A 21,094-nucleotide genomic window follows, 5' to 3' on the forward strand; every position below is an offset into this window, starting at 1 on the left:
GAGTCCACGTATAGTGACCGGAAGGCGGCGATTGGGGAGTCCATGACGTCCATGGGACAGGTCCACGACCACGGCGGCGGCGTTCGCTCCATCGAAGTCCCCATCCCCGACAATCCGTTGGGGACCACGCTCGTCTACGTCGTCGACACCGACCGCGGACCGGTCCTGGTCGACACGGGCTGGGACGACCCGGCCTCCTGGGACACCCTGGTCGAGGGCCTGGCGGCCTGCGGTACGCCGGTCGACGAGGTCCACGGCGTGATCATCACCCACCACCACCCCGACCACCACGGCCTGTCCGGGCAGGTGCGCGAGACGTCCGGGGCGTGGCTCGCGATGCACGCGGCGGACACGGCGATCGTACGGCGGGCCCGTTCGACCGAACCGGGCCGCTGGCTGGCGTACATGACCGCGAAACTCACGGCGGCCGGTGCCCCCGAGGAGCACCTCGCGCCCCTGCGCGCGGCCCGCCCGCGCAGCGTCCCGGGACTCACGCCCGCGCTGCCCGACCGGGAGATCGTCCCCGGTGAACTCCTCGACCTAGCGGGCCGCCGCCTGCGCGCGATCTGGACGCCGGGCCACACCCCCGGGCACGTCTGCCTGCACCTGGAGGAGCACCACCCGGCCCAACTCCCGGGCCACGGGCGCCTGTTCTCCGGCGACCATCTGCTCCCGGAGATCACCCCGCACATCGGCCTGTACGAGGACCCGGACGACACGACGATCGCCGATCCGCTCGGCGACTACCTCGACTCCCTGGAGCGGATCGGCCGTCTCGCCCCCGCCGAGGTCCTCCCGGCCCACCAGCACACCTTCACCGACGCGACCGGCCGCGTAAGGGAGTTGCTCACCCACCACGAGGACCGGCTGACCGGACTGCTCGCCCTGCTCTCCGAACCGCTCACCGCCTGGCAGGTCGCGGAGCGGATGGAGTGGAACCGGCCCTGGGCCCACATCCCCTTCCAGTCAAGGAACATCGCGGTGTCCGAGGCCGAGGCGCATCTGCGGCGACTGGTGAAGCTGGGGCAGGCGGAGTCGGTGACGGGGAGCGAACCGGTGACGTACGTGGCGGTGTGATTCATACGCGGCGCGGAACGGCTCCGTCCTGCCGGAGGTAGAGGTCGCGCAGCAGGGAGATCTCGGCGCCGTGATGGATCAGCTCCCTGTTGACGTGCAGGATCCTGTTCTCCATGGGATACGGCTCGGGACCCACCGCGGGCGGATTCTCCAGGTCTGCGTCCGAGAGCCCGCGGACCCCCGCGTTCCATCTCCCGTACATCTCGTCGAGCTGTTTCAGCGCCTCGTCGGCGGTCCCCGCGTAGGCGAATGTCTCGGATTCGACGCCCTGGCCGCCGAAGTACCATCCGACCCGGTAGCCCAGGCAGTCGACGATGATGTGCGCCAGCCGCCAGGCGATCGTGGTCACCGGCGCCGGCTCCGGGCCGGAGGACGCGTGGTCCATCGTCCATTCCCCCGAACCCTCCGACATCGGTGCGGCCGACGTGCCCCGTGGGCGGATGCTCCAGCAGTCACGCACCGGCTCCCAGAAGTACTCCTCATCGGCAAGACCGTGGAGCCGCGGCCGCAGATTTTTGTGCCAGTACCAGTCCAGCTGGTCCGCGAGCCGCTCACTTCTTGCCATGTCCGCACACTACATAGACGGATAGACAGAACCGGAAGCGAGCCGGTGGCGTACATGGCGGTGCGGTCGGTTCCGTCGTGGGGGTAATTCGGTCGTGGTGCGAGGGGTGCGGCTGGTACCAACGACCGCATGGACCTGGACCCTTTGCAACGACTCCTCGCCGAACGCGCCTGTGAACGCGTCGTCCTGGACTTCGTCCGCCGACTCGATCTCGGTGAACCCTCCTCCGTCGCCGAGCTGTTCACCGAGGACGGCAGCTGGGAGTGGCCGGACGGCGATCGGCGCGTGGAGGGGCGGGAGGCGTTGCGGAAGTACTTCGGTTCCCGGCCCGCCGGGCGGCTCTCGCGGCGCCTGATGTCGAACGTCCTCGTCACCCTCACCTCCCCCGACACGGCGATCTCGACGGCGTACTTCACGACATACCGCGTCGACGGCCACCACGGCGGCCTGGTCACCGCCGGTCCCCCGGTCCAGGTCGGCCACTACGAGGACAACTTCCGCCAGGTGGACGGGAGTTGGCTGATCGACACCCGCACCCTGTTCCTGCCGTTCGGCGGTCCCACCCCGCGTCACCGACCGCCCGGCCGGCTCGTCGCGTAGGCGATTCCCTGGTCGTACGACATCGCCAGGCCCGCCCGGTATCCCGTCTCGTACGCGTCGTCGCCGAGGTGTTCGCGGACGCGGAGTTCGCAGGTGCGGCGGGTGGCGATGAGGTCCGGGGAGTCCATCTGGGCGCGGCCGGTGAGCTCCCAGAGGCGGGTGCCGATGCCCAGGAGGCGGGCGGCGCGGTGGGCGTCGCCGGTGGTGACGATCGCGGCGGCCAGCAGGTCGAGGGACATGGCGGCGCCGACGGTGTTGTGCAGCAGGGCGTGGCCCGAGATGGAGGTGCGGGCGCCGTTCACCGCGGCCGCCGTGTCGCCGTGGGCCAGGTCGGCCTGGGCGATGAGGTAGTCGGCGAAGGCCCCGCACCAGTACTCGCCCTGTTTCCGGCCGGCCGTACGCACCTCGCCGGCGACCTCGCGACCGCGCTCGTACTCGCCGCGCAGCACGTGCGCGAGGGAGAGCGCGAGCCGGACCTGGAGCTGGGCGGCTCCGAACGCGTCGTCCTGTATGGGGAGTTGGGGCGCGGCGGCGAGGACGTCGATCGCCTCGGCGAGGCGGCCGGTGAGGGCCAGTTGGCCGCCTCGCACGTACACGGCGGCGACCATGGCGACCGGGGAGCCCTGTTCGCGGGCCGCGTCGGCGCAGCGCACCGCCCAGTTGGCGGCCGCTTCCTGGTCGCCCTGGAGGATGGCGACCGCGCCGCGCGACCACAGGGCGAGGGTGCGGCCGTGGCCGGGCGGCGGGTCGGCGGCGAGTGCCTCGTCGAGGCAGGCCTGTGCCTCGCGGAGGTAGCCGCAGTGCCGCCACAGGAACCCGACATGGCCCGCCATCTCCACGGCCGCCGCACGGTCCGGTTCGGCGAGCGCGCTCTCGACCGCCGCCCGGAAGTTGGCGTGTTCGCTCAGCACCCGCTCGCACCAGGCGACCTGCCGGCCGGTGTTCCACTCGGCACAGCCCTGGTGGGCGAGGCGGGCGTAGTGCTCGCGGTGACGGCGTCGTACGGCGCGTTCCTCACCGAGCGCGTACAGCCAGTCGGTGCCGTACTCGCGCACGGTGTCGAGCATCCGGTAGCGGGCCGAGATGACGGGGTCGGGCAGCACGATGGACTGGGCGACGAGCCGGGCCAGCAGCCCGGCGATCCGCTCCGGGGCCAACGGGCCGCCCGCGCACACCTGTTGGACGGTCTCCGCGCAGAACCCGCCGGTGAAGACGGACAGCCGCGCCCACAGCAGCCGTTCGAGCGGGGCGCAGAGTTCGTGGCTCCAGCCGATGGCGGTGCGCAAGGTCTGGTGCCGGGGCGGGCGTTCACCGGGGGCGGAGGTCAACAGGTCCAGCGGGGAGGGGAGATCGGGGAGCGAGGGCAGGCGTTCGCCGAGCCTCGCGTGGAGTTGGTCGAGGGTGAGGTCGGCGAGGCGGGCGGCGGCGAGTTCGAGGGCCAGGGGGATGCCGTCGAGGCGACGGCAGACGGCGGCGGCGAGCGCGCGGCCGGCCATGTCGTCGTCGCTCAGCGGGCGTCCGGCGGCCGCGGCGCGCTCGGCGAACAGGGCCACGGCGTCACCGGCGGCCCCGGGGTCACCGGCATCGGCGCTGTCACCGATGCCGCCGTCCACGGGCAGCGGTTCGAGGTGGAGGACCTCCTCGCCGGGCAGCGCGAGGCGTTCCCGGCTGGTGACGAGGATGCGCAGGCCGGGCACACGGGACAGCAGCGCAGCGGCGACCTTCGCGCAGTCGGCGAGGAGATGTTCGCAGGAGTCGAGGACGATCAACAGCCGTCTGCCGTGGGCCCATTCGATGATGACGTCGGTCACCGGGCGGGTCGACCGGTCGGCGAGCCGGAGGGTCTCCATGACCGCGAGGTCCACGAGTCCGGCGGTGTGCAGCGGGGAGAGCTCGGTCAGCCAGACGCCGTCGGGGTAGGCGTCCCGGACCTCCGCCGCCGCGCGCAGGGCGAGCCGGGTCTTGCCGACCCCGCCGACACCGACGACGCTCACCAGCCGGGCAGCGGGGCCGACGCCCGGGTTCAACGCGGCCCGGAGCCGGGCGAGTTCGGTGCGCCGCCCGACGAAACTGTGCGTCTCGGGCGGCAGATTCCCGAGGTTCCCGGGGTTCGGGTGAGTCGTGTCCGGCACGAGGCCCAGTGTGTCCGTACGCAACCGACTCCATGCGCGGGTCACGTAACGCGGTCCACGGCTGCCCGGAACAGTCACGAACCCCCCGAAATGGCCATACTTTTCGATCACTTGCGGGCCTGTTGCGACGCTTAGTGATCGAGAGCTGCTCAACTCCCCGTTGGCGCAGGTGGAGAGAGGGAAATTCGGCGATCGTCGTGGCGTGAACACGATGGATCGGGGACGCGGATTCCGCACGGCAGGGACGGGTTCTGACAGGGCACCGGCCGGTTTTCTCGCGGGTCCGCTGGGTCTGCTGGTCGCGCCGGTCGGTTGTCTGCTCGCGGCCACGCCGGGGCTGCTGATCGGGCGGGTGCAGCCGATCCTGCCGCTGCTGGCGATCGGGCCGCTGATGGCCGCGACGTTCCTGGGCGCCCGCCGTACGTTCCTGGTCAGCTGCTGGACGGTTCTGCTCGCGCTCGCGGCGGGGCTCGGCGCCGGGACGCAGCTGAGCGCCGGGTTCGCCGTCCGCTGGGGCGGGCTGCTGCTGGGCTGCGCGTGCAGTGTCTACGCGGCGCGGCAGCGCGGCCGGCTGCGGGAACGGCTCGCGGAGGCGCGGGAGGTGGCTCGGATCACCCAGGAGGCGATCCTGCGGCCGGTGTCCCGCACCCTCTCCGGCACACATGTCAGCACCCGCTACCACTGCGCGAGCCGGGAGTCGTCGGTCGGCGGCGACCTGTACGACCTCGCGGTGACGCCGTACGGACTGCGTGTCCTGGTCGGCGACGCGCGCGGGCACGGGCTCGACGCGCTGCGGACGGCGTCCGACACGGTCACCGCGTTCCGTGAACTCGCTTACACGACACCGGACTTGACCGCCCTCGCGAGGAAACTGGACGTCCGCCTCGCGCCCCGCCTCGCACCCGAGGACTTCGTCACGGCGGTGCTCGCGGAGTTCGGGCCGGGTGAGGTACGGCTGGTCAACTGCGGTCACCCGGCGCCCCTGCGCTCCGGTCGGCGCCTGGAACTCCTCGAACCCCGGGTCCCCGCCCTGCCGTTGGGCCTGCACCCGGAGCCGCACCAGTACCGGGTCCGGCTCCAGCCCGGTGACCGGCTCCTCCTCTACACGGACGGCCTCACCGAGTCCCGCGCTCCCGACGGCACCCCGTTCGCCCTCCTCACCGAGTCCGCCACGGCCCTCGGCGAACCGACGCCGGACGCGGCGCTGCACGCCCTCTACGACCGCCTGCTCGCCCACACCGGCGGGCCGCCCACCGACGACCTGGCACTCGTCCTGTGCCAGCCGACGGGGGTGACGGCGCCGGTGCGGGTGTGAGGCCCGCCCGTCCGGTTCAGCCCAACTTGAGGAGCAGGTCGGCGAGTTCGGCCGGCTTGGTGATCATGCAGTCGTGGCCGGTCTCCAACTCCCACACCTGTGCCGGGGTGCCGTTGGGCTGGATCGCGGGGACGGGCCGGCGCTCGAAGCCTTCCGGTTCGCTGCCCACACAGTGGATGTGGGTGCGGGGGATCGCGTTCGCGGCAGGGTTGTCCAGGTGGACGGGCTGCTGGAGGCAGAGCGCCGACTGGTCGGAGACCATCGTGCGCAGCCAGGCCACGTCCGCCGGGTCGGTGACCCCGAACAGGCCACCGGGTGGCGGGAGTTCGGGCAGCGGCGGAATCCGCCAGGGGGCGTCGGACTGCGCGGCGAGGTCGATCAGGACCTGCGTCACGGGCAGGATGTCGGTCGCGCGCTCACCGTCCACCGGGACCATCGCGTCGAGGTGGACGAGCTGGGCGATCCGGTCCGGCACCCGGTTCGCGGCGGACGAGACGACCAGCCCGGCGTAGCTGTGCCCCACGAGGACCACGTCCGTGAGGTCCTCCTCGGTGATCAGCCCGACGACGTCGTCGACGTGGGTGTCGAGACCGACCTCGGGGCCGAGCAGCCCCGCCTTGTCGCCGTGGCCGGTGAGCGAGGGCGCGAGCACCCGGTGCCCGGCCTCGGTCAGCGGCGGGACCACACGGTCCCAGCACTGCCCGCTGTGCCAGGCGCCGTGAACCAGTAGATAGGTGGACATGACTGTGCTCCTTGGTGAGGTGACGAGGGTTACCGAGCCGTGGCGGCCGGCGCGTCGATCGGCACGCACTCGACCGGCCACCGACGACGCTGCCGCCCGCCCAACACCCCAGCCAGGGCCCCGCCGACCCTGGGGGTGACAGGACCAGGCACGCGCCCCGCCTGCCGCTTTACAGTGAGGAGATGGCCGACGAACCGAACCCGCTGGGCGAGTACGTGCGCGCCCGCCGCGAACTCGTCACCCCCGAACAGGCCGGCATCCCCGCCTTCGGGGTACGGCGCGTGCCGGGCCTGCGCCGCGAGGAGGTCGCGATGCTCGCCGGCATCAGCGCCGACTACTACCTGCGCCTGGAACAGGGCCGCGACCGCAACCCCTCCGTGCAGGTCCTGGAGTCCATAGCCCGGGTGCTACGGCTCGACGAGGACGCGACGGCCCACCTCCTGCGCCTCGGCGCCGCCACACCCCGCCGACACCGTGCACGCCCCCGCCCCCGCAAGGAAACCGTCCCCCCAGGCATTACCAAGCTGCTCACCACGCTCCCCCTCCCCGCACTGGTCGAGGGCCGCTACTTCGACGTCCTGGCCGCGAACGCCCTGGCGACCGCGCTCTCTCCCCGCTTCACGCCGGGCGCCAATCGCCTGCGGTCCCTGTTCCTCGACCCGGCCGAGCAGGCGCTGTACCCGTACTGGGAGAGCGCCGCCGGAGGCATGGTCGCCGGTTTCCGCGAGTCGGTCGGCACCGACACCGACGACCCCCGTTTCATCGAGCTGGTCGGTGAACTCTCCCTGGCCAGCCCCCTGTTCAGCCGCCTCTGGGCCCGCCACGACGTCCAGGCCTGCGAGGCCGCCCCCAAGCACCTCGCCCACCCCCAGGTCGGCGGCCTCCGGCTGAACCGCGAACGCCTGAGCATCGACGGCACCCCGGGCCAGACCCTCGTCATCTACCACCCGGACCCGGACACCGACGCGGCCGACAAACTCGCCCTCCTGGCCTCCGCGATCCAGCCCCGACCGGTACGCGAGGTGCCCAGAAATCCAACCCCTGCGTGAGGCGGCGCGCACCGACCGTGACAGAGGTGGTGAAGCGGCCCACATGACCCATGTCACGAACTACTGGGATTAGTAGTGTTTAGGCGTGTCATGTACGCGTCCCACACACCCTCTGACCTGGGGTTTGAGAGCCAGGTCACACAGTTCATCTTTCACCCACATGCGACCACAACTAGTAAAAGGGGTCTTTGCGGACACGGATCGAGAGTGTTTCTCTGGAGCAGTCGCACGGCGCCGACGAGTCCTCACGGGCCTCGGCGCCGACGCATTGCCACCGCCGCGCACCGCGTGACACCGGCAGGCGTACGACGCCTCTGTCCCCGAAGAAACAGGTTCTCCGTGTCCGTCTCCCGCATCGTCGCTCGCATCGCCTCCCCGAAGAAGGCCCTGACCGCCGCCGCTCTGGCCGCCGCCACCACCGGTCTCGTGCTGACCTCGGCTCCCGCCCAGGCCGCGACGACCTCCGCCTCCTCCGCTCAGTCGATCGCGCACAAGATGATCCCGAGCGCCGCGCAGTACAACGCGTTCAGCAAGATCGTCGAGCACGAGAGCGGCTGGAACGTCACCGCCACGAACTCCTCCTCCGGCGCCTACGGCCTGGTCCAGGCGCTGCCCGGTTCGAAGATGTCCTCGGCCGGCTCCGACTGGAAGACCAACGCCGCCACCCAGATCAAGTGGGGCCTGGACTACATGAACTCCCGCTACGGCAGCCCGACGGCCGCATGGAGCTTCTGGCAGTCCAACGGCTGGTACTGATCACCGGCTCCCCACACGCACCACACAGCGGCGGTCCCCGGCACACCGGGGGCCGCCGCTACATTGCGTTCATGGCCGAGAACACACCACCCCAGTCCTACGACCGGGAAGCGCGCGGAGTGCGGCTGGTGGCCGTGCTGCTGGGGCTGACCGTGGTCAGTGGGCTCATCGACGCCGTCAGCTATCTGGGCCTCGGGCATGTCTTCGTCGCGAACATGACCGGCAATGTGGTGGTGCTGGGCTTCGCCGCCGCCGGGGCGCCCGGGTTCTCGGTGCTCCACAACCTCACCTCGCTCGGCGCCTTCCTCGTGGGCGTGGTGGCCGGCGGCCGGATCTCGCTACGGATGGACACCGGGTCGCGGCGCACCTGGGCCCGGGTGAGTCTCGGCGCGGAGGCGGCGCTGGTGGGTGTGGCGGCCGTCATCGCCTTCGCCGCACCGGGGGACCATGCCACCACCTATCCCCTCATCGCCCTCACCGCCTTCGCGATGGGGCTGCGCAACGCGGCGGTCCGCACGCTCAAGGTCGCCGACATCTCGACCACCACGGTCCTGACGTCGACCCTGACCGCACTGGTCGCCGACTCGGTCGCGGGCAACGGCTGGGGCCCCGGTTCGCTCCGCCGCGGCCTGGCGGTCGTCGGCATGGTCGCGGGCGCGTTCCTGGGCGCCTGGCTCACGCTGCACCACGGCCTGCGCTACCCGCTCCTGCTCGCGGCCCTGGCCGCCGGAGTGTTCGCACTGACCGCATCCGGCCGGGAGTAGCCCAAAGGCCGGTCAAGAAGGCAGAATTCGTGCGTCCAAGTCCCACGATCAAGAGGATCGATCACGCATGATCACGCTCACGAAGGAAGACGGTCCGGCGGATCTGGACGGAGTGACCCATCTGGAGATCGGGGCGTCCTGGGACCCCACCGTCGGCAGCAGCGGCGGCTTCATCGGGAAGCTGCGCCAGAAGGCCGGTACGGACCTCGACCTCATCGCCATCGCGATGCAGGGCCAGGACCCGGTCCGGCTCGCGGGGCTCGACTCCACGGACCCGCTGGGCAACGGCTCGCTGGTGCACAGCGGTGACAACCAGACCGGCAAGGGCGAGGGCGACGACGAGACGGTGACCGTCGACCTCGCGCGCATACCCACCAACATCACGTCGATCGTCTTCGTCGCCGCCGCCTACAAGAAGGGCAGCTCCTTCCAGAAGGCCCGCAACATCGCCTTCAAGGTCTACGACGCGACGGGCGGCAGCACCCAGCAGGTCGCCGAGATCTGGCCCAACCTGCTCAGCGACCACAACAGCTGCGCGGTCGCCAAGGCGGTCCGGGAGGGCGGGAGTTGGAAGCTCCAGGTCATCAACGAGACCGGGAAGATCAAGCAGGGGGACGAGCGGGAGCTCATGAAGTTCGCCGTACGGAAGTAAGCCACGAGAACTGGCACAGCACTGACACGGGGGCGGATGCGCGCACGTGCTGAGACGGGCCGGCGGCGCCGGGATGCCGCCGGCCCGAGCTGTGCGTTCACCTGGGGCACCTCAACCGGCGGTCACCTGAAGCTCTTTGACGCCGTTGATCCACGCGGAGCGCAGCCGGCGCGGGTCGCCCGTCAGCGTCAGGTTCGGCATCGCGTCCGCTATCGCGTTGAAGATCAGGTCGATTTCGAGGACCGCGAGGGACTTGCCGAGGCAGTAGTGCGGGCCCCCGCCGCCGAAGCCCAGGTGCGGGTTCGGGTCGCGCATGACGTCGAACCGGTCCGGGTTCTCGAAGACTTCGGGGTCGTGGTTGGCGGAGGCGTAGAAGATGCCGACGCGGTCGCCCTTTTTGATCGACTTGCCGCCCAGCTCGGTGTCCTGGGTCGCCGTGCGCTGGAAGGCGTTGACCGGCGTGGCCCAGCGGACGATCTCCTCGGCGGCGGTCGACGGGCGCTCCCGCTTGTACAGCTCCCACTGCTCGGGGTGGGTGAGGAACGCGTGCATCCCGTGGGTGATGGCGTTGCGGGTCGTCTCGTTGCCGGCCACCGAGAGCATCAGCACGAAGAAGCCGAACTCGTCGGAGTTCAGGTTGCCCTCGTCCTCGGCGGCGACCAGCGTGCTGACGATGTCGTGGGCCGGGCACTGCTTGCGCTCGGCGGCCATTCCCATGGCGTAGGCGATGAGTTCGGCGGCGGACTCGGCGCCGATCTCCTCCGTGATGGCGTACTCGGGATCGTCGTACGCGATCATCTTGTTGGACCACTCGAAGATCTTGACGCGGTCCTCCTGCGGGATGCCGATGAGTTCGGCGATGGCCTGGAGGGGCAGTTCGCAGGCGACCTCGGTGACGAAGTCGAAGGGGCCGGAGTGGGCGCGGGCGGTCTCGACGATCGCGTGGGCGCGGTCGCGCAGGCGTTCCTCCAGGGCGCGGATCGCCCTCGGGGTGAAGCCTCGTTGGACGATCTGGCGGACGCGGGTGTGCTCGGGCGGGTCCATGTTGAGCAGGATCAACTGCTGGACGTCGAGCGCCTCGCGCGTCATGTGCTCGCCGAAGCGGATGATCGCCGTGTTGAGGGTCGAGGAGAAGATCTCCGGGTGGGTGGAGACGTACCGGACGTCGGCGTGCCGGGTCACGGCCCAGTAGCCCTCGTCCTGGAACCCCGCGATGTTGAGGGGCTGCGGTATCCAGCGCACCGGCTCGGCCGCGCGCAGTTCGGCGAACTCCGGTAGCGGGACGCGGTGGTGGAGCAGGTCCGGGTCGGTGAAGTCGAACCCGTCGGGCAGAGCTGGACAGGGCATGGGCACTCCAGCCGTTTTCTGACGGTCCATCAGAACAGGGGAATGCCCGTGAAGGTAATAACGGGTTCTACAAGTCGCAAGAGGCATGGCAAGCCGAATTCCCTGCACGACCCTTGCGGTTGTGGACGGCCTGTCAGCAGACTGCACACAGAACTAGAACGCGTACTAGTTCTGCGTGGCGGGTGGCCGGGACGCCCGCGCCGCGCGGTGTACGAGGAGAGGACGTGTCCCATGGTCGCGGAACCCGTCATCGTGGAAGCCGTACGCACTCCCATCGGCAAGCGCGGCGGCGCGCTCGCCAACCTCCATCCCGCCTATCTCCTGGGCGAGACCTACCGTGAACTCCTCGGCCGCACCGGCATCCACGCCGACTGCGTCGAGCAGGTCGTCGGCGGCACGGTGACCCACGCCGGCGAACAGTCCATGAACCCCGCGCGCACGGCCTGGCTGGCCATGGGTCTGCCGTACGAGACGGCGGCGACGACGGTCGACTGTCAGTGCGGCTCCTCGCAGCAGGCCTCGCACATGACGGCCAACATGATCGCGGCGGGCGTCATCGACGTCGGGATCAGCTGTGGCGTCGAGGCGATGTCACGGGTGCCGCTGGGGTCGGGGTCGAAGCACGGACCCGGGAAGCCGTTCCCGGACGAGTGGAACGTGGACCTGCCCAACCAGTTCGAGGCCGCCGAACGCATCGCCCGCAACCGGAAGTTGACCCGCGAGAACGTCGACTCGCTCGGCCTGATCTCGCAGGAGCGGGCGGCGATCGCCTGGTCCGAGGAACGCTTCAAGAAGGAGACGTTCGCCGTCCAGGTGCCGACGACGGAGGACGAACAGCGCGCCGGGCACGGCATGTGGCGGCTCGTCGACCGCGACGAGGGCCTGCGCGACACGTCGATGGAGGCGCTGGCGCGCCTGAAGCCCGTGATGCCGACCGCCGTGCATACGGCGGGCAACTCCTCCCAGATCAGCGACGGCGCCTCGGCGATCATGTGGGCGTCGAAGCGGATGGCGCGGGCGCTGAAGCTCAGGCCGAGGGCGAGGATCGTGGCCCAGGCGCTGGTCGGGGCCGATCCGCACTACCACCTCGACGGGCCGATCGACGCGACGCGGGCCGTGCTCGGCAAGGCGGGCATGACGCTCAAGGACATCGACCTCGTCGAGATCAACGAGGCGTTCGCGTCCGTGGTGTTGAGCTGGGCGCAGGTCTTCGGCCAGGACCTGGAGAAGGTCAACGTGAACGGCGGCGCGATCGCCCTCGGCCATCCGGTCGGGGCGACCGGCGCCCGTCTGATCACCACGGCCCTTCACGAACTGGAGCGCGCCGACAAGGAGTTCGCGCTGATCACGATGTGCGCGGGCGGGGCGCTGGCGACGGGGACGATCATCCAGCGTCTGTAGCAAGCCGGTTGGCGGGGTGCAGGTGCTCCTCGGCGCAGGCGCGGAAGGCCGCGAGGAGTGGGCGGCCCTCCTCGCCCGCGCGAACGGCCAGCACGACCGGGACCGGGGCCACGCCGTCGATCGGGACCGTCGTCAGATCGAGCCGCAGGCCCTTTCTGACGGCGCCCGCCGGAACGATCGCCACCGCCTCGCCCGCCGCGATGGCTTCGAGCTTGTCCTCCAACTCCCGGACGAACGGCCCGTCCGGAGCGGGGCGGCCGTCCGGGCGGGGGTCGACGCGCCAGAACGCGTTGAACTCCTCGTCGGGGAACCGGGGTACGGGCTCGTCGGCGATGTCGTCGATGCTGACGCGCTCCTTGCCGGCCAGCCGGTGACCGACCGGCATCAGCAGCACGCGGGGCTCCTCGCAGAGGACACTGACGCTCAACCCCTCGGTGGCGAACGGGAGTCGGCCCACCACCACGTCGACCCGGTGCTCCAGCAGGGCGGACGGCAGCTCGCCCCAGCCGAGGAAGCGGCTGTGCACATCGGCCTCGGGGTGGCCGGCGCGCAGGGCACGCACCGCCGGGGTGATGATGAGCCCGGTCATGAACCCGACGACGACCCGGCTGGGCTGCGCGACCTCCCGCACCACGGCCGCCGCCTCCGCCGCCGACCGCAGCAACGCCTGGGCCCGGGGCAGGAACGCCCGCCCCGCTTCGGTGAGTTGAGTGCCCTGCGCGGTCCGGTCGAAGAGCCGGACGCCCAACTCGCCCTCCAGGCGCCGGACATGACGACTGAGGGACGGCTGCGCGAGATGCAGGACGGCCGCCGCCCGGCCGAAGTGCAGTTCCTCGGCGACGACGGTGAAGCAGCGGACGAGGCGCAGGTCCAGGTCACTCATCCCTCGACTGTACGACGCCACAACCGCGCGAGCTGCACTGATACCGGAAATGAATCACGTCTTCCGGAGTCGGTCTTGGACGGGCGGGGTACGGCGGGCGCAGGCTGAAGACACACCGATTCTTCCGACCCGACTTAGATCAGGGTGATTTCGTCATGCGTGTTTTCGTCACCGGAGCGACCGGATTCGTGGGCAGCGCGGTCGTCCGCGAACTGCTCGCCAACGGTCACAAGGTGCTGGGCCTGGCGCGTTCCGACGCGTCGGCCGAACGGCTAGCGGCGACCGGGGCGGAGGTGCACCGGGGTTCGCTGGAGGACCTCGACGCGCTGCGCGCGGGTGCGTCGGCGTCCGACGGTGTGATCCACACCGGTTTCATCCACGACTTCTCGAACTACGGCGCGTCCGTCGCGATCGACCTGAGCGCGGTGAAGGCCCTCACCGAGACCCTCGCCGGTTCGGACCGCCCCCTCGTCATCAGCTCCGTGATGAGTCACGGCCCGAGCGAGGACGACGTACCCGACCCCTCCGCACACCCCGAGCTGAACCGCCTCCCGGCCGAGGTGACAACCCTGGCGTCGGCGGCGCGGGGCGTGCGCGCGTCGGCCGTCCGGCTTCCGCAGGTGCACGGCGAAGGCGATCACGCCTTCGTCCCCACCCTCATCGACATCGCCCGCGCCAAGGGCGTCTCGGCCTACCCCGGCGACGGCACCAACCGCTGGGCCGCCGTCCACCGCGACGACGCGGCGGTCCTCTTCCGGCTGGCCCTGGAGAACGCCCCGGCGGGCTCGGTCCTGCACGCCGTCGACGACGAGGGCATCCCCGTACGCGAGATCGCCGAGGTCATCGGCAGGCGGCTGGACATCCCGGTGACGAGCGTGCCGGTGGCCGAGGCCGGGACCCACTTCGGCTGGCTGGGCCACTTCGTCTCGTCCGACCTGGTGGGAACGAGCACGCTGACGCGGGAACGGCTGGGCTGGACACCGACCCGGATCGGCCTGCTCGCGGACCTCGACCATGACTACTACTTCAACGAGGCGCCGTAGCGGATCAGCTCCGGATACGGTCACCCGACGCCGGCTCCAACTCGGCGCTGATCTCCGCCTGTTGCGGCCGTAGCGACCGCGCCCGCGGCCCCTGGAAGACGTACGCCAGGCCGAAGCCCGCGGCGACGACCGCCGCGCCGCCGGCCGCGTCCAGGACCCAGTGGTTGCCGGTCGCGACGATCGCGGAGACGGTGAAGAAGGGGTGCAGCAGGCCCAGGGCCTTCATCCACCACTTGGGGGCCAGGGCGAAGATGACGACGCCGCACCACAGGGACCAGCCGAAGTGCAGCGAGGGCATCGCCGCGTACTGGTTGGTGAGGGCGGTGAGGGTGCCGTAGTCCGGCTTGGAGAAGTCCTGGACGCCGTGGACCGTGTCGATGATGCCGAGGCCTGGGAGCAGGCGGGGCGGGGCCAGCGGGTAGAGCCAGAAGCCGACCAGGGCGAGCAGAGTGGCGAAGCCCAGGGCCGAGCGGGCCCAGCGGTAGTCGACCGGGCGGCGCCAGTAGAGGACGGCCATGACCGTGAGCGGGACCACGAAGTGGAAGGACTCGTAGTAGAAGTTGAAGAAGTCCTTCAGGAAGTCGACCTTCACCACCCAGTGGTTGACCGCGTGCTCGATGTCGATGTGCAGGAAGCGCTCGATCGAGAGGATCTCGTGGCCGTGGTGTTCCGCCGTGGCCCGGCCGCCCGCGTTGGTGCCGCCGGTGGCCGCGAGGCGGACCTGCTGGTAGGCGGCGTAGGTGACGCGGATCAGGAGGAGTTCGAGGAGGAGGTTCGGGCGGGTCAGGACGCGGCGCAGGAACGGGAGCAGCGGGACGTGCTTCCAGCGCGTGGGGACCGGCTCGGCGTACTCCGTGGGGATCGGCCGGCGGTAGTACTCCGACGTACGGGACAGGAACGGCACGACGGTCGCGGCGGCCAGCGCCATGAGCAGGACGACGTTGTCACGGAGCGGATAGACGGCCGCCATGTTCGGCAGCATCATCTTCGCGGGCAGCGTGACGACGAGGACCACCGCGACCGGCCACACGTACCGGTCCGAGGTCCGCTTGCCGACCCGGCCGACCACCGCGAGCAGCACCCACAGCAGCTGGTGCTGCCAGGTCGTCGGCGACACGGCGATCGCCGCGCAGCCGGTGACCGCGACCGCGAGCAGCAGCTGCCCGTCGCGCGCGTACCGCACGGCCCGGCGCAGGCCCAGGTACGCGACGGCCGCGCCCAGCACCAGGAACACACCGATCTCCAGCGGCCCGGTGAGACCGAGCCGCAGCAGCGCGCCGTGCAGCGACTGGTTGCCGAGGCCGTCAGCCGCGCCGCCGAGGCCGGCCCCGGCGATGTGGTGCACCCAGTAGGTGTACGAGTCGTGCGGCATCGCGGCCCACGCGATCACCACGCTCGCGGCGAACGTGAGCGCGGAGGTGACAGCGGCCCGGCGCCGGCCGGTGAACCACAGCAGCGGCGCGAAGAGCAGCACGGTCGGCTGGAGCGCGGCGGCGAGGCCGATCAGCACTCCACTGGACCGCTCGCCGCGCACGGTGAAGCAGCCGAGCAGCACGAGCAGGACCGGGATGATGCTGGTCTGGCCGAGCCAGAGTGTGTTGCGCACCGGCAGCGACAGCATGAGCAGGCTGATCGCGACGGGCGCGGCGAGCAGCGAGCTACGGCGGGTGACGGGCTGTGGCAGGGCACGCGCGACGACCAGGCCGAGCGCGACGACCAGCAGCAGCGTGCCGAAGGTCCAGCCCCAGCCGAGGGCCTGTTCGGCCGCGCGGGTGAGCGGTTTGAGGACGAGCCCGCCGAAGGGGGTGCCGGTGAACTGCGTCGAGTCGTACAGCGAGCCCTTCACATGCAGCACGCCGTTCGGCCCCACCCAGGTCTCCAGGTCGGTCAGCCGGTCCCCCTGCGGGGTGCTGAGGACCACGGCCACCTGCCGTACGGCGAGGACCGCGGCGACCAGCCACAGACCCAGGCGCGCCACGCGCAGCCGTGCCCTGGCCGTCTGGGCGGCACTCGACCCGAATGCTCCCGCGGCTCCCGCCGGTCGCCCGCTGTGCTCCACGTTCGCCACGCCTCGTAGGCCTCCCGCCCCGCTCGTCCCACGCGTCGCTTGCGTGGCTGTTCCCTCTATGAACCCTATGAGGTTCGCACTCCCTGCGGGAGAGACGCAGGCAACCCCCCCTTCACCTGACGTCCGCCTCCTTTTGTCCGGATGACGATAGTCGGCCTCGGGTTGCCTGGGCACACCGAATAACGGCGCATCCGTACAGTGAGTGATTGCACACGAACGGGTTCGTATCAGTTCTCACCGGATTCACGAGAGGCACCGGCACATGAGCGAGTCGCAGTTGTGGGACGATGTCGACGACTACTTCATCAGCCAACTCGCCCCGGAGGACGAGGTGTTGGCGGCGACCCTGCGCGACAGCGAGGCCGCCGGGCTCCCGGAGATCGCGGTGTCCGCCGCCGCGGGCAAGCTGCTCCACCTCCTGGCGCAGATCCAGGGCGCCACCCGCGTCCTGGAGATCGGCACCCTCGGCGGTTACAGCACGATCTGGCTGGCCCGCGCGCTGCCCGCCGACGGCCGGCTGGTCACCCTGGAGTACAGCCCGAAGCACGCCGAGGTCGCCGGCCGCAACATCGCCCGCGCGGGCCTCGACAAGATCGTCGAGGTACGGGTGGGCCCGGCCCTGGAGTCACTGGCCGAGCTCGCCGACGAGGCCGCCGAGAACCCAGCCCCCTTCGACCTGGTCTTCATCGACGCCGACAAGGTCAACAACCCGCACTACGTGGAGTGGGCCCTCAAGCTCACCCGCCCCGGCAGCCTGATCATCATCGACAACGTGGTGCGCGGCGGCCGGGTGGCCGACCCGGACGACACGTCGCCGGACGTCCGGGGCACGCGCACGGCGATCGAGTTGATCGGCTCGCACGCGCGCCTGTCCGGTACGGCGATCCAGACGGTGGGCAAGAAGGGCTACGACGGGTTCGCGCTGGCGCGAGTGCTCGACTAGAGCTCCTGGCCCGGGGTTTCCCGCTGAGGGCTTCTCAACTCTCGTGATAGAAGCCGACGTTGACGCTGCGCGGCCCGGTGCGGTCCTTGATGACGATCTCGCCGCTGCCGCCCCGGGGCAACGGCACGCTGCCTCCGTAGCCGACGGTCTGGGCGTACTCACCGACGATCAGGCGTACTTCGGAGGACGGGTCGGGCTGGGAGCCGCGCAGCCAGCTCACCTGCCAGACGCCCTCGGGTCCGCACAGGAACTCCAGATGGACCCGCGAGATGAACAGCCAGTCGTCCGGTGTCACCAGCCGGCACACCGTCTCGTCGCGGCCCACCCGCAGCACCGCGCCCGGGTCACTGGGCGCGTCGGCCATCAACATGCCGGCGGTGGCGCCCTCGTCCGTCCCGGAGACCGAGGCCATGGTGAGTTCGAGCACGTGCGCTCCCCTGTGAAGTGTCCTTACAGCAGCGGGCGCATGATAAATCGCCCGGCGCCACCGCGTCCGGCACAATGGAAGTCATGACCGAGCGGAAGCCACCGGGTGTGTCCTTCGAGTCCTGGGTCGACAAGCAGATCCGGGACGCCGAGCAGGCCGGCGAGTTCGCCCAACTCCCGGGCGCGGGGAAGCCGTTGCCGTCCGGCGCCGACACGACGTACGACGAACTGTGGTGGATCAAGCAGAAGATGGCCCGGGAGGGCTTCTCCGTGCTGCCACCGACCCTGGCCCTGCGCAAAGAGGCCGAGGACGCCCTTGCTGCGGCGTACTCGGCCCCTTCGGAGCGGATCGCGCGGAAGATCGTCACCGAAGTCAACGTGAAGATCCGCGAGATGATGTTCAAGCCACCGCCCGGCCCCCCGCTGGGAATGAAGCCGTACGACGTCGAAGAGGTCGCGCGGGAGTGGCGGGAGCGCCGGGCGGTTGACGGAACGGACGGAACCGGCGGCGGAACAGCCGGAGCCGGCGGGTCAGATGTGTAGCAGCCGCTCCGTCAGTTCGCGGTAGTCCCGCAGGGCCAGGCGGAGTTGCTCGGTGTTCTCCGAGCCGTCCGAGCCCTTGGACTCCCAGGAACCGTGCAGGGTGGCGCGGCGCTTGGTGACGGCCTCCGTGAAGCGGGCGGCGACCTCTTCCAGTACGTGGTCGGCCTCCTCGACGGCGGACCGGGGCTCGTCGACGAACCCGGTGACCGCGTGCTGCAGCCGCAGGCTGAACTTGTCGCTCTCGTCGTGCGGCAGCAGGCTGCCGTTCTCGGCGTCCTGCGGAACGCGCCGCCCGTTGCCGGAGGCGGCACCGGAGCCGATGCCGGGGGCGGGCTCGGGGGCATGCACGGAGCGGGACGACTGCTGCTCGCTGCGGTCGGAGCGATCGGTGCGCTCACCGCGCTCGGTGCCGGTCGTGTCGCCGGTGCGCGGGCTCGGGATCGCCCGGTCGGCCTCACGCGAGGAGGTCGTCGATGACGCCGACGCCGACGTGGTCGTCGGGGTCGATGCCGTCGGCGTCCGGTCGGACGACCCGAGCGGTGTCACCTTCTCGGACCCACGCGGTGCCGACTTGTCGTCGGTGGCTGTGCCGTCGGTGGACCTGTCGTCGCCGGTCCTGCTGCCGAACGGCTTGGTGCCGGACCCGGACCCGGACTCGCGCGACGCCTTCTCGGCATCCCGCTGCTCGGCGGTCTTGTCGGCGGCCTTGTCGGCGGTCCTGTCCGCTGTCCTGTCGGTTTCCTTGCGGTCGGCGCGCTCCGCGTTCGTGTTCGTGCTCGCGTTCGTGTTGTCGCCGGTCGGCCGTATCGCGTCGGACATTAAGCTCAACTCCCCTTCAGTGCCTGCTTGTTGAATGAGCCGATCGAGTGACGGCCACCGCGCCCGTCGCCGTTGCCATGACGACTGCCACGGCTGTCGTCGCTCACCAGGTCGTCGAAGAGGGCGCGGGCTTCGAGCATCGCCTCACGCATCTCCTCGGTACCGGCCTGGCTCTCCGGCGTGCCGTTCGTACGCGTGGTGACGACACGGTGCACGCGCCGGTAGCCGTGGACGTGGTCCGCGTGGTGCACGGACAGCGCGTCGAACTGCTTGTCGTACTCGGCGACGTCGGGGAAGCCCCGGGCGCCGGCGACCTCGCCGAGCAGCTGGTCCACGTCGGACACGGCCTGGCGGGGCGAGTCGACGAAGAGCTCCTGGGCGGCGGCCCAACGGGCCTGGAACTGCTCGCGAGCCGCGGGCTCCAGCGGCTGCTCGTGCAGCGAACCGTGCTCCTGGACGCGCGCGCCGAGCTCCTGCTCGGCGGCCTTCGCGTCGCCGTCGTGCCGGGCCACGGTCCGGTCGTACTCCGGCCCGAAGCGGCGCTTCAGGCCCGAGCCGCCGGTCGCGCCTCGGGCACGCAGCGCCAGGGCGGCCGCGGCAGCGACCACGCCGACCACGATCACGATCAAAACGATGATCACGCCTGTGGACATGAGTGCCTTCCGGGTTCTTGGCCAACCGGCTCTCGTAGTCGGTCGGTTCCTCTACCGGGTTGCCTCAAAGGCCCTCTTCAAACGACGGCCACACCTCGGCGGAATTCGTGTTGCCGGTGTGTCGATTCCGCCCCGCCCCGTTCGACGCAGGGGCAAGGACCGATCGAGGAGGTTGTCATGGGTGAGGTCATCGCACGGCTGGCCATGTCGCTGGACGGGTACATCGCGGGCCCGGAGTCGGGGCGGGAGCATCCGCTCGGCATCGGTGGGGAGCGGCTGCACTCCTGGGTGTTCGGGCTGCGGAGCTTCCGCCGGATGCAGGGCATGAAGGGCGGGGCGGGCGGCCCGGACGACGAGTTGCTCGCCGAGTGGATCGAGCGACTGGGACCGGTGGTCATGGGGCACGGCATGTTCGTCAGCGGGGAGACCCCGTGGGGCGACGAACCGCCGTTCCACGCCCCCGTGTTCGTCGTCACCCACCACCCGCGGGAGTCGGTGGTGAAGAAGGGCGGCACGACCTACCACTTCGTCACCGAAGGCCCCGGCCGCGCACTGGAGTTGGCCCGCGAGGCGGCCGGCGACAAGGACATCTCCCTCGCGGGCGGCGCCGATCTGGTCCAACAGTTCATCCGCGCCGGGTGGTTGGACGAACTCCTCCTGCATGTCGTGCCGGTCCTCGCGTGCGGCGGACGACGCCTGTTCGACAACGTGGGCGACACGCACATCGAATGGAAGCAGACCCAGGTCCTGGACTCCTCCCCCGAGGTGACCCATATTCGCTTGCGCCGCACCCCCGCCATCTCCTGACAATGCCCGCATGACCTGGACGATCGCCCCGGAACCCTACGACTCCCCCGTCGCCGCCGCGCTCTGGCGGGCGTACTACACCGAGGTCAGCGACCGCTGGTACCTGCTGCACGAGAACCACCGCACGGACCCCGCCGAACTGGAACGCGAGATCGCCGCCTGCACCGGCTCCGAACTCGCCCCGCCCAGCGGTCTGTTGCTGGTCGCCCGGTACGGGGGCGAGCCGGCCGGCAGCGCGGGCGTACGGCTGCTCGACGCGACGACGGCCGAGTTGAAGAGGGTCTTCGTCCACGAGGGGATGCGCGGCCGGGGCGGCGCTCCGAGGCTCGTGACGGCCGCCGAGGACGCCGCCCGCGAGCTGGGCGCCAAGGTGATGATCCTCGACACCCGGAACGACCTGGTGGAGGCGCGAACCCTGTACACGAGGCTCGGCTACGAGGAGACCGACCGCCACAACGACGACCTGTACGCCGAGCACTGGTTCCGCAAACCCCTCAACTGACGTCAGC

General features: G+C 70.7%; 22 protein-coding genes. 13 read left to right on the forward strand and 9 right to left on the reverse strand.

Annotated features, from left to right (window positions below; translation table 11 throughout):
• The first annotated feature begins 51 nt into the window (after positions 1 to 51).
• A complete protein-coding gene (locus OG588_RS14625; RefSeq protein ID WP_405953119.1) occupies positions 52 to 1,077 on the forward strand; it encodes an MBL fold metallo-hydrolase in 1,026 nt (341 codons plus the stop codon).
• A gap of 1 nt (position 1,078) precedes the next feature.
• Here the strand turns inward: OG588_RS14625 and OG588_RS14630 are convergent, their stop codons facing one another.
• Entirely contained in the window at positions 1,079 to 1,642 is a 564-nt protein-coding gene (locus tag OG588_RS14630) for a DinB family protein (RefSeq protein ID WP_405947660.1), read from the reverse strand.
• A 129-nt stretch (positions 1,643 to 1,771) separates the two neighbouring features.
• Between OG588_RS14630 and OG588_RS14635 the strand changes: the two genes are divergently transcribed.
• Positions 1,772 to 2,242, forward strand: coding sequence for a nuclear transport factor 2 family protein (locus OG588_RS14635; RefSeq protein ID WP_405947661.1), 471 nt, complete (start codon positions 1,772 to 1,774; stop codon positions 2,240 to 2,242).
• On the opposite strand, the gene OG588_RS14640 is transcribed toward OG588_RS14635, so the two are convergent.
• Positions 2,212 to 4,374 (reverse strand): ATP-binding protein, encoded by a 2,163-nt coding sequence (locus OG588_RS14640; RefSeq protein WP_405947662.1) that lies wholly within the window; start codon positions 4,372 to 4,374, stop codon positions 2,212 to 2,214. The two genes, OG588_RS14635 and OG588_RS14640, sit on opposite strands and share 31 nt — an antisense overlap.
• A 211-nt stretch (positions 4,375 to 4,585) precedes the next feature.
• Here OG588_RS14640 and OG588_RS14645 point away from each other — a divergent pair, with 211 nt between their 5' ends.
• Positions 4,586 to 5,689, forward strand: coding sequence for a PP2C family protein-serine/threonine phosphatase (locus OG588_RS14645; RefSeq protein ID WP_405953120.1), 1,104 nt, complete (start codon positions 4,586 to 4,588; stop codon positions 5,687 to 5,689).
• Between the two features lie 16 nt (positions 5,690 to 5,705).
• Here the strand turns inward: OG588_RS14645 and OG588_RS14650 are convergent, their stop codons facing one another.
• On the reverse strand, positions 5,706 to 6,431 hold the full coding sequence (locus OG588_RS14650; protein ID WP_405947663.1) for an alpha/beta fold hydrolase: 726 nt from the start codon (positions 6,429 to 6,431) through the stop codon (positions 5,706 to 5,708).
• Positions 6,432 to 6,613: 182 nt separating this feature from the next.
• Here OG588_RS14650 and OG588_RS14655 point away from each other — a divergent pair, with 182 nt between their 5' ends.
• The 4 genes from OG588_RS14655 to OG588_RS14670 all read left to right on the forward strand — a co-directional run bounded on the left by OG588_RS14655 (position 6,614) and on the right by OG588_RS14670 (position 9,652).
• Complete coding sequence (locus OG588_RS14655) at positions 6,614 to 7,480, forward strand: helix-turn-helix domain-containing protein (protein ID WP_405947664.1); 867 nt, start codon at positions 6,614 to 6,616, stop codon at positions 7,478 to 7,480.
• A gap of 339 nt (positions 7,481 to 7,819) precedes the next feature.
• Entirely contained in the window at positions 7,820 to 8,236 is a 417-nt protein-coding gene (locus tag OG588_RS14660) for a transglycosylase SLT domain-containing protein (RefSeq protein WP_019060410.1), read from the forward strand.
• A 71-nt stretch (positions 8,237 to 8,307) separates the two neighbouring features.
• Positions 8,308 to 9,000 (forward strand): YoaK family protein, encoded by a 693-nt coding sequence (locus tag OG588_RS14665; RefSeq protein WP_405947665.1) that lies wholly within the window; start codon positions 8,308 to 8,310, stop codon positions 8,998 to 9,000.
• 67 nt (positions 9,001 to 9,067) lie between these two features.
• Positions 9,068 to 9,652 carry a TerD family protein gene (locus OG588_RS14670; protein ID WP_393042322.1) on the forward strand — a complete coding sequence of 195 codons (585 nt, stop codon included), beginning with the start codon at positions 9,068 to 9,070 and terminating at the stop codon, positions 9,650 to 9,652.
• A gap of 111 nt (positions 9,653 to 9,763) precedes the next feature.
• On the opposite strand, the gene OG588_RS14675 is transcribed toward OG588_RS14670, so the two are convergent.
• Positions 9,764 to 10,999: a cytochrome P450 gene (locus OG588_RS14675; RefSeq protein ID WP_405947666.1), complete on the reverse strand. Its 1,236-nt coding sequence runs from the start codon at positions 10,997 to 10,999 to the stop codon at positions 9,764 to 9,766.
• Between the two features lie 231 nt (positions 11,000 to 11,230).
• On the opposite strand from OG588_RS14675, the gene OG588_RS14680 reads away from it, so the two are divergent.
• Positions 11,231 to 12,400: a steroid 3-ketoacyl-CoA thiolase gene (locus OG588_RS14680; RefSeq protein WP_393042318.1), complete on the forward strand. Its 1,170-nt coding sequence runs from the start codon at positions 11,231 to 11,233 to the stop codon at positions 12,398 to 12,400.
• Here OG588_RS14680 and OG588_RS14685 read toward each other — a convergent pair.
• Positions 12,384 to 13,283 (reverse strand): LysR family transcriptional regulator, encoded by a 900-nt coding sequence (locus OG588_RS14685; protein ID WP_405947667.1) that lies wholly within the window; start codon positions 13,281 to 13,283, stop codon positions 12,384 to 12,386. The two genes, OG588_RS14680 and OG588_RS14685, sit on opposite strands and share 17 nt — an antisense overlap.
• A 155-nt stretch (positions 13,284 to 13,438) precedes the next feature.
• Here OG588_RS14685 and OG588_RS14690 point away from each other — a divergent pair, with 155 nt between their 5' ends.
• Complete coding sequence (locus tag OG588_RS14690) at positions 13,439 to 14,326, forward strand: SDR family oxidoreductase (protein ID WP_405947668.1); 888 nt, start codon at positions 13,439 to 13,441, stop codon at positions 14,324 to 14,326.
• Between the two features lie 4 nt (positions 14,327 to 14,330).
• Here OG588_RS14690 and OG588_RS14695 read toward each other — a convergent pair whose 3' ends face one another.
• Positions 14,331 to 16,394, reverse strand: coding sequence for a bifunctional glycosyltransferase 87/phosphatase PAP2 family protein (locus tag OG588_RS14695; protein WP_405947669.1), 2,064 nt, complete (start codon positions 16,392 to 16,394; stop codon positions 14,331 to 14,333).
• Positions 16,395 to 16,656: 262 nt separating this feature from the next.
• Between OG588_RS14695 and OG588_RS14700 the strand changes: the two genes are divergently transcribed.
• Positions 16,657 to 17,337: an O-methyltransferase gene (locus OG588_RS14700; protein ID WP_405947670.1), complete on the forward strand. Its 681-nt coding sequence runs from the start codon at positions 16,657 to 16,659 to the stop codon at positions 17,335 to 17,337.
• A gap of 34 nt (positions 17,338 to 17,371) precedes the next feature.
• Here OG588_RS14700 and OG588_RS14705 read toward each other — a convergent pair whose 3' ends face one another.
• Positions 17,372 to 17,764, reverse strand: a complete 393-nt coding sequence (locus OG588_RS14705) for a hypothetical protein (protein WP_019060401.1) — start codon at positions 17,762 to 17,764, stop codon at positions 17,372 to 17,374.
• Between the two features lie 83 nt (positions 17,765 to 17,847).
• On the opposite strand from OG588_RS14705, the gene OG588_RS14710 reads away from it, so the two are divergent.
• Positions 17,848 to 18,306 carry a DUF1992 domain-containing protein gene (locus tag OG588_RS14710; RefSeq protein ID WP_405947671.1) on the forward strand — a complete coding sequence of 153 codons (459 nt, stop codon included), beginning with the start codon at positions 17,848 to 17,850 and terminating at the stop codon, positions 18,304 to 18,306.
• Here the strand turns inward: OG588_RS14710 and OG588_RS14715 are convergent.
• Together OG588_RS14715 and OG588_RS14720 are read right to left on the reverse strand one after the other, a co-directional pair.
• Positions 18,295 to 19,125, reverse strand: a complete 831-nt coding sequence (locus tag OG588_RS14715) for a hypothetical protein (RefSeq protein ID WP_405947672.1) — start codon at positions 19,123 to 19,125, stop codon at positions 18,295 to 18,297. The two genes, OG588_RS14710 and OG588_RS14715, sit on opposite strands and share 12 nt — an antisense overlap.
• A gap of 5 nt (positions 19,126 to 19,130) precedes the next feature.
• Positions 19,131 to 19,778, reverse strand: a complete 648-nt coding sequence (locus OG588_RS14720; RefSeq protein WP_405947673.1) for a hypothetical protein — start codon at positions 19,776 to 19,778, stop codon at positions 19,131 to 19,133.
• Between the two features lie 177 nt (positions 19,779 to 19,955).
• Between OG588_RS14720 and OG588_RS14725 the strand changes: the two genes are divergently transcribed.
• A complete protein-coding gene (locus tag OG588_RS14725) occupies positions 19,956 to 20,585 on the forward strand; it encodes a dihydrofolate reductase family protein (protein WP_405947674.1) in 630 nt (209 codons plus the stop codon).
• Positions 20,586 to 20,595: 10 nt separating this feature from the next.
• Positions 20,596 to 21,087 carry a GNAT family N-acetyltransferase gene (locus OG588_RS14730; RefSeq protein WP_405947675.1) on the forward strand — a complete coding sequence of 164 codons (492 nt, stop codon included), beginning with the start codon at positions 20,596 to 20,598 and terminating at the stop codon, positions 21,085 to 21,087.
• The last annotated feature ends 7 nt before the right edge of the window (positions 21,088 to 21,094 follow it).

It is taken from the genome of Streptomyces prunicolor (assembly GCF_045162825.1).
GTDB classification, from domain to species: domain Bacteria; phylum Actinomycetota; class Actinomycetes; order Streptomycetales; family Streptomycetaceae; genus Streptomyces; species Streptomyces prunicolor.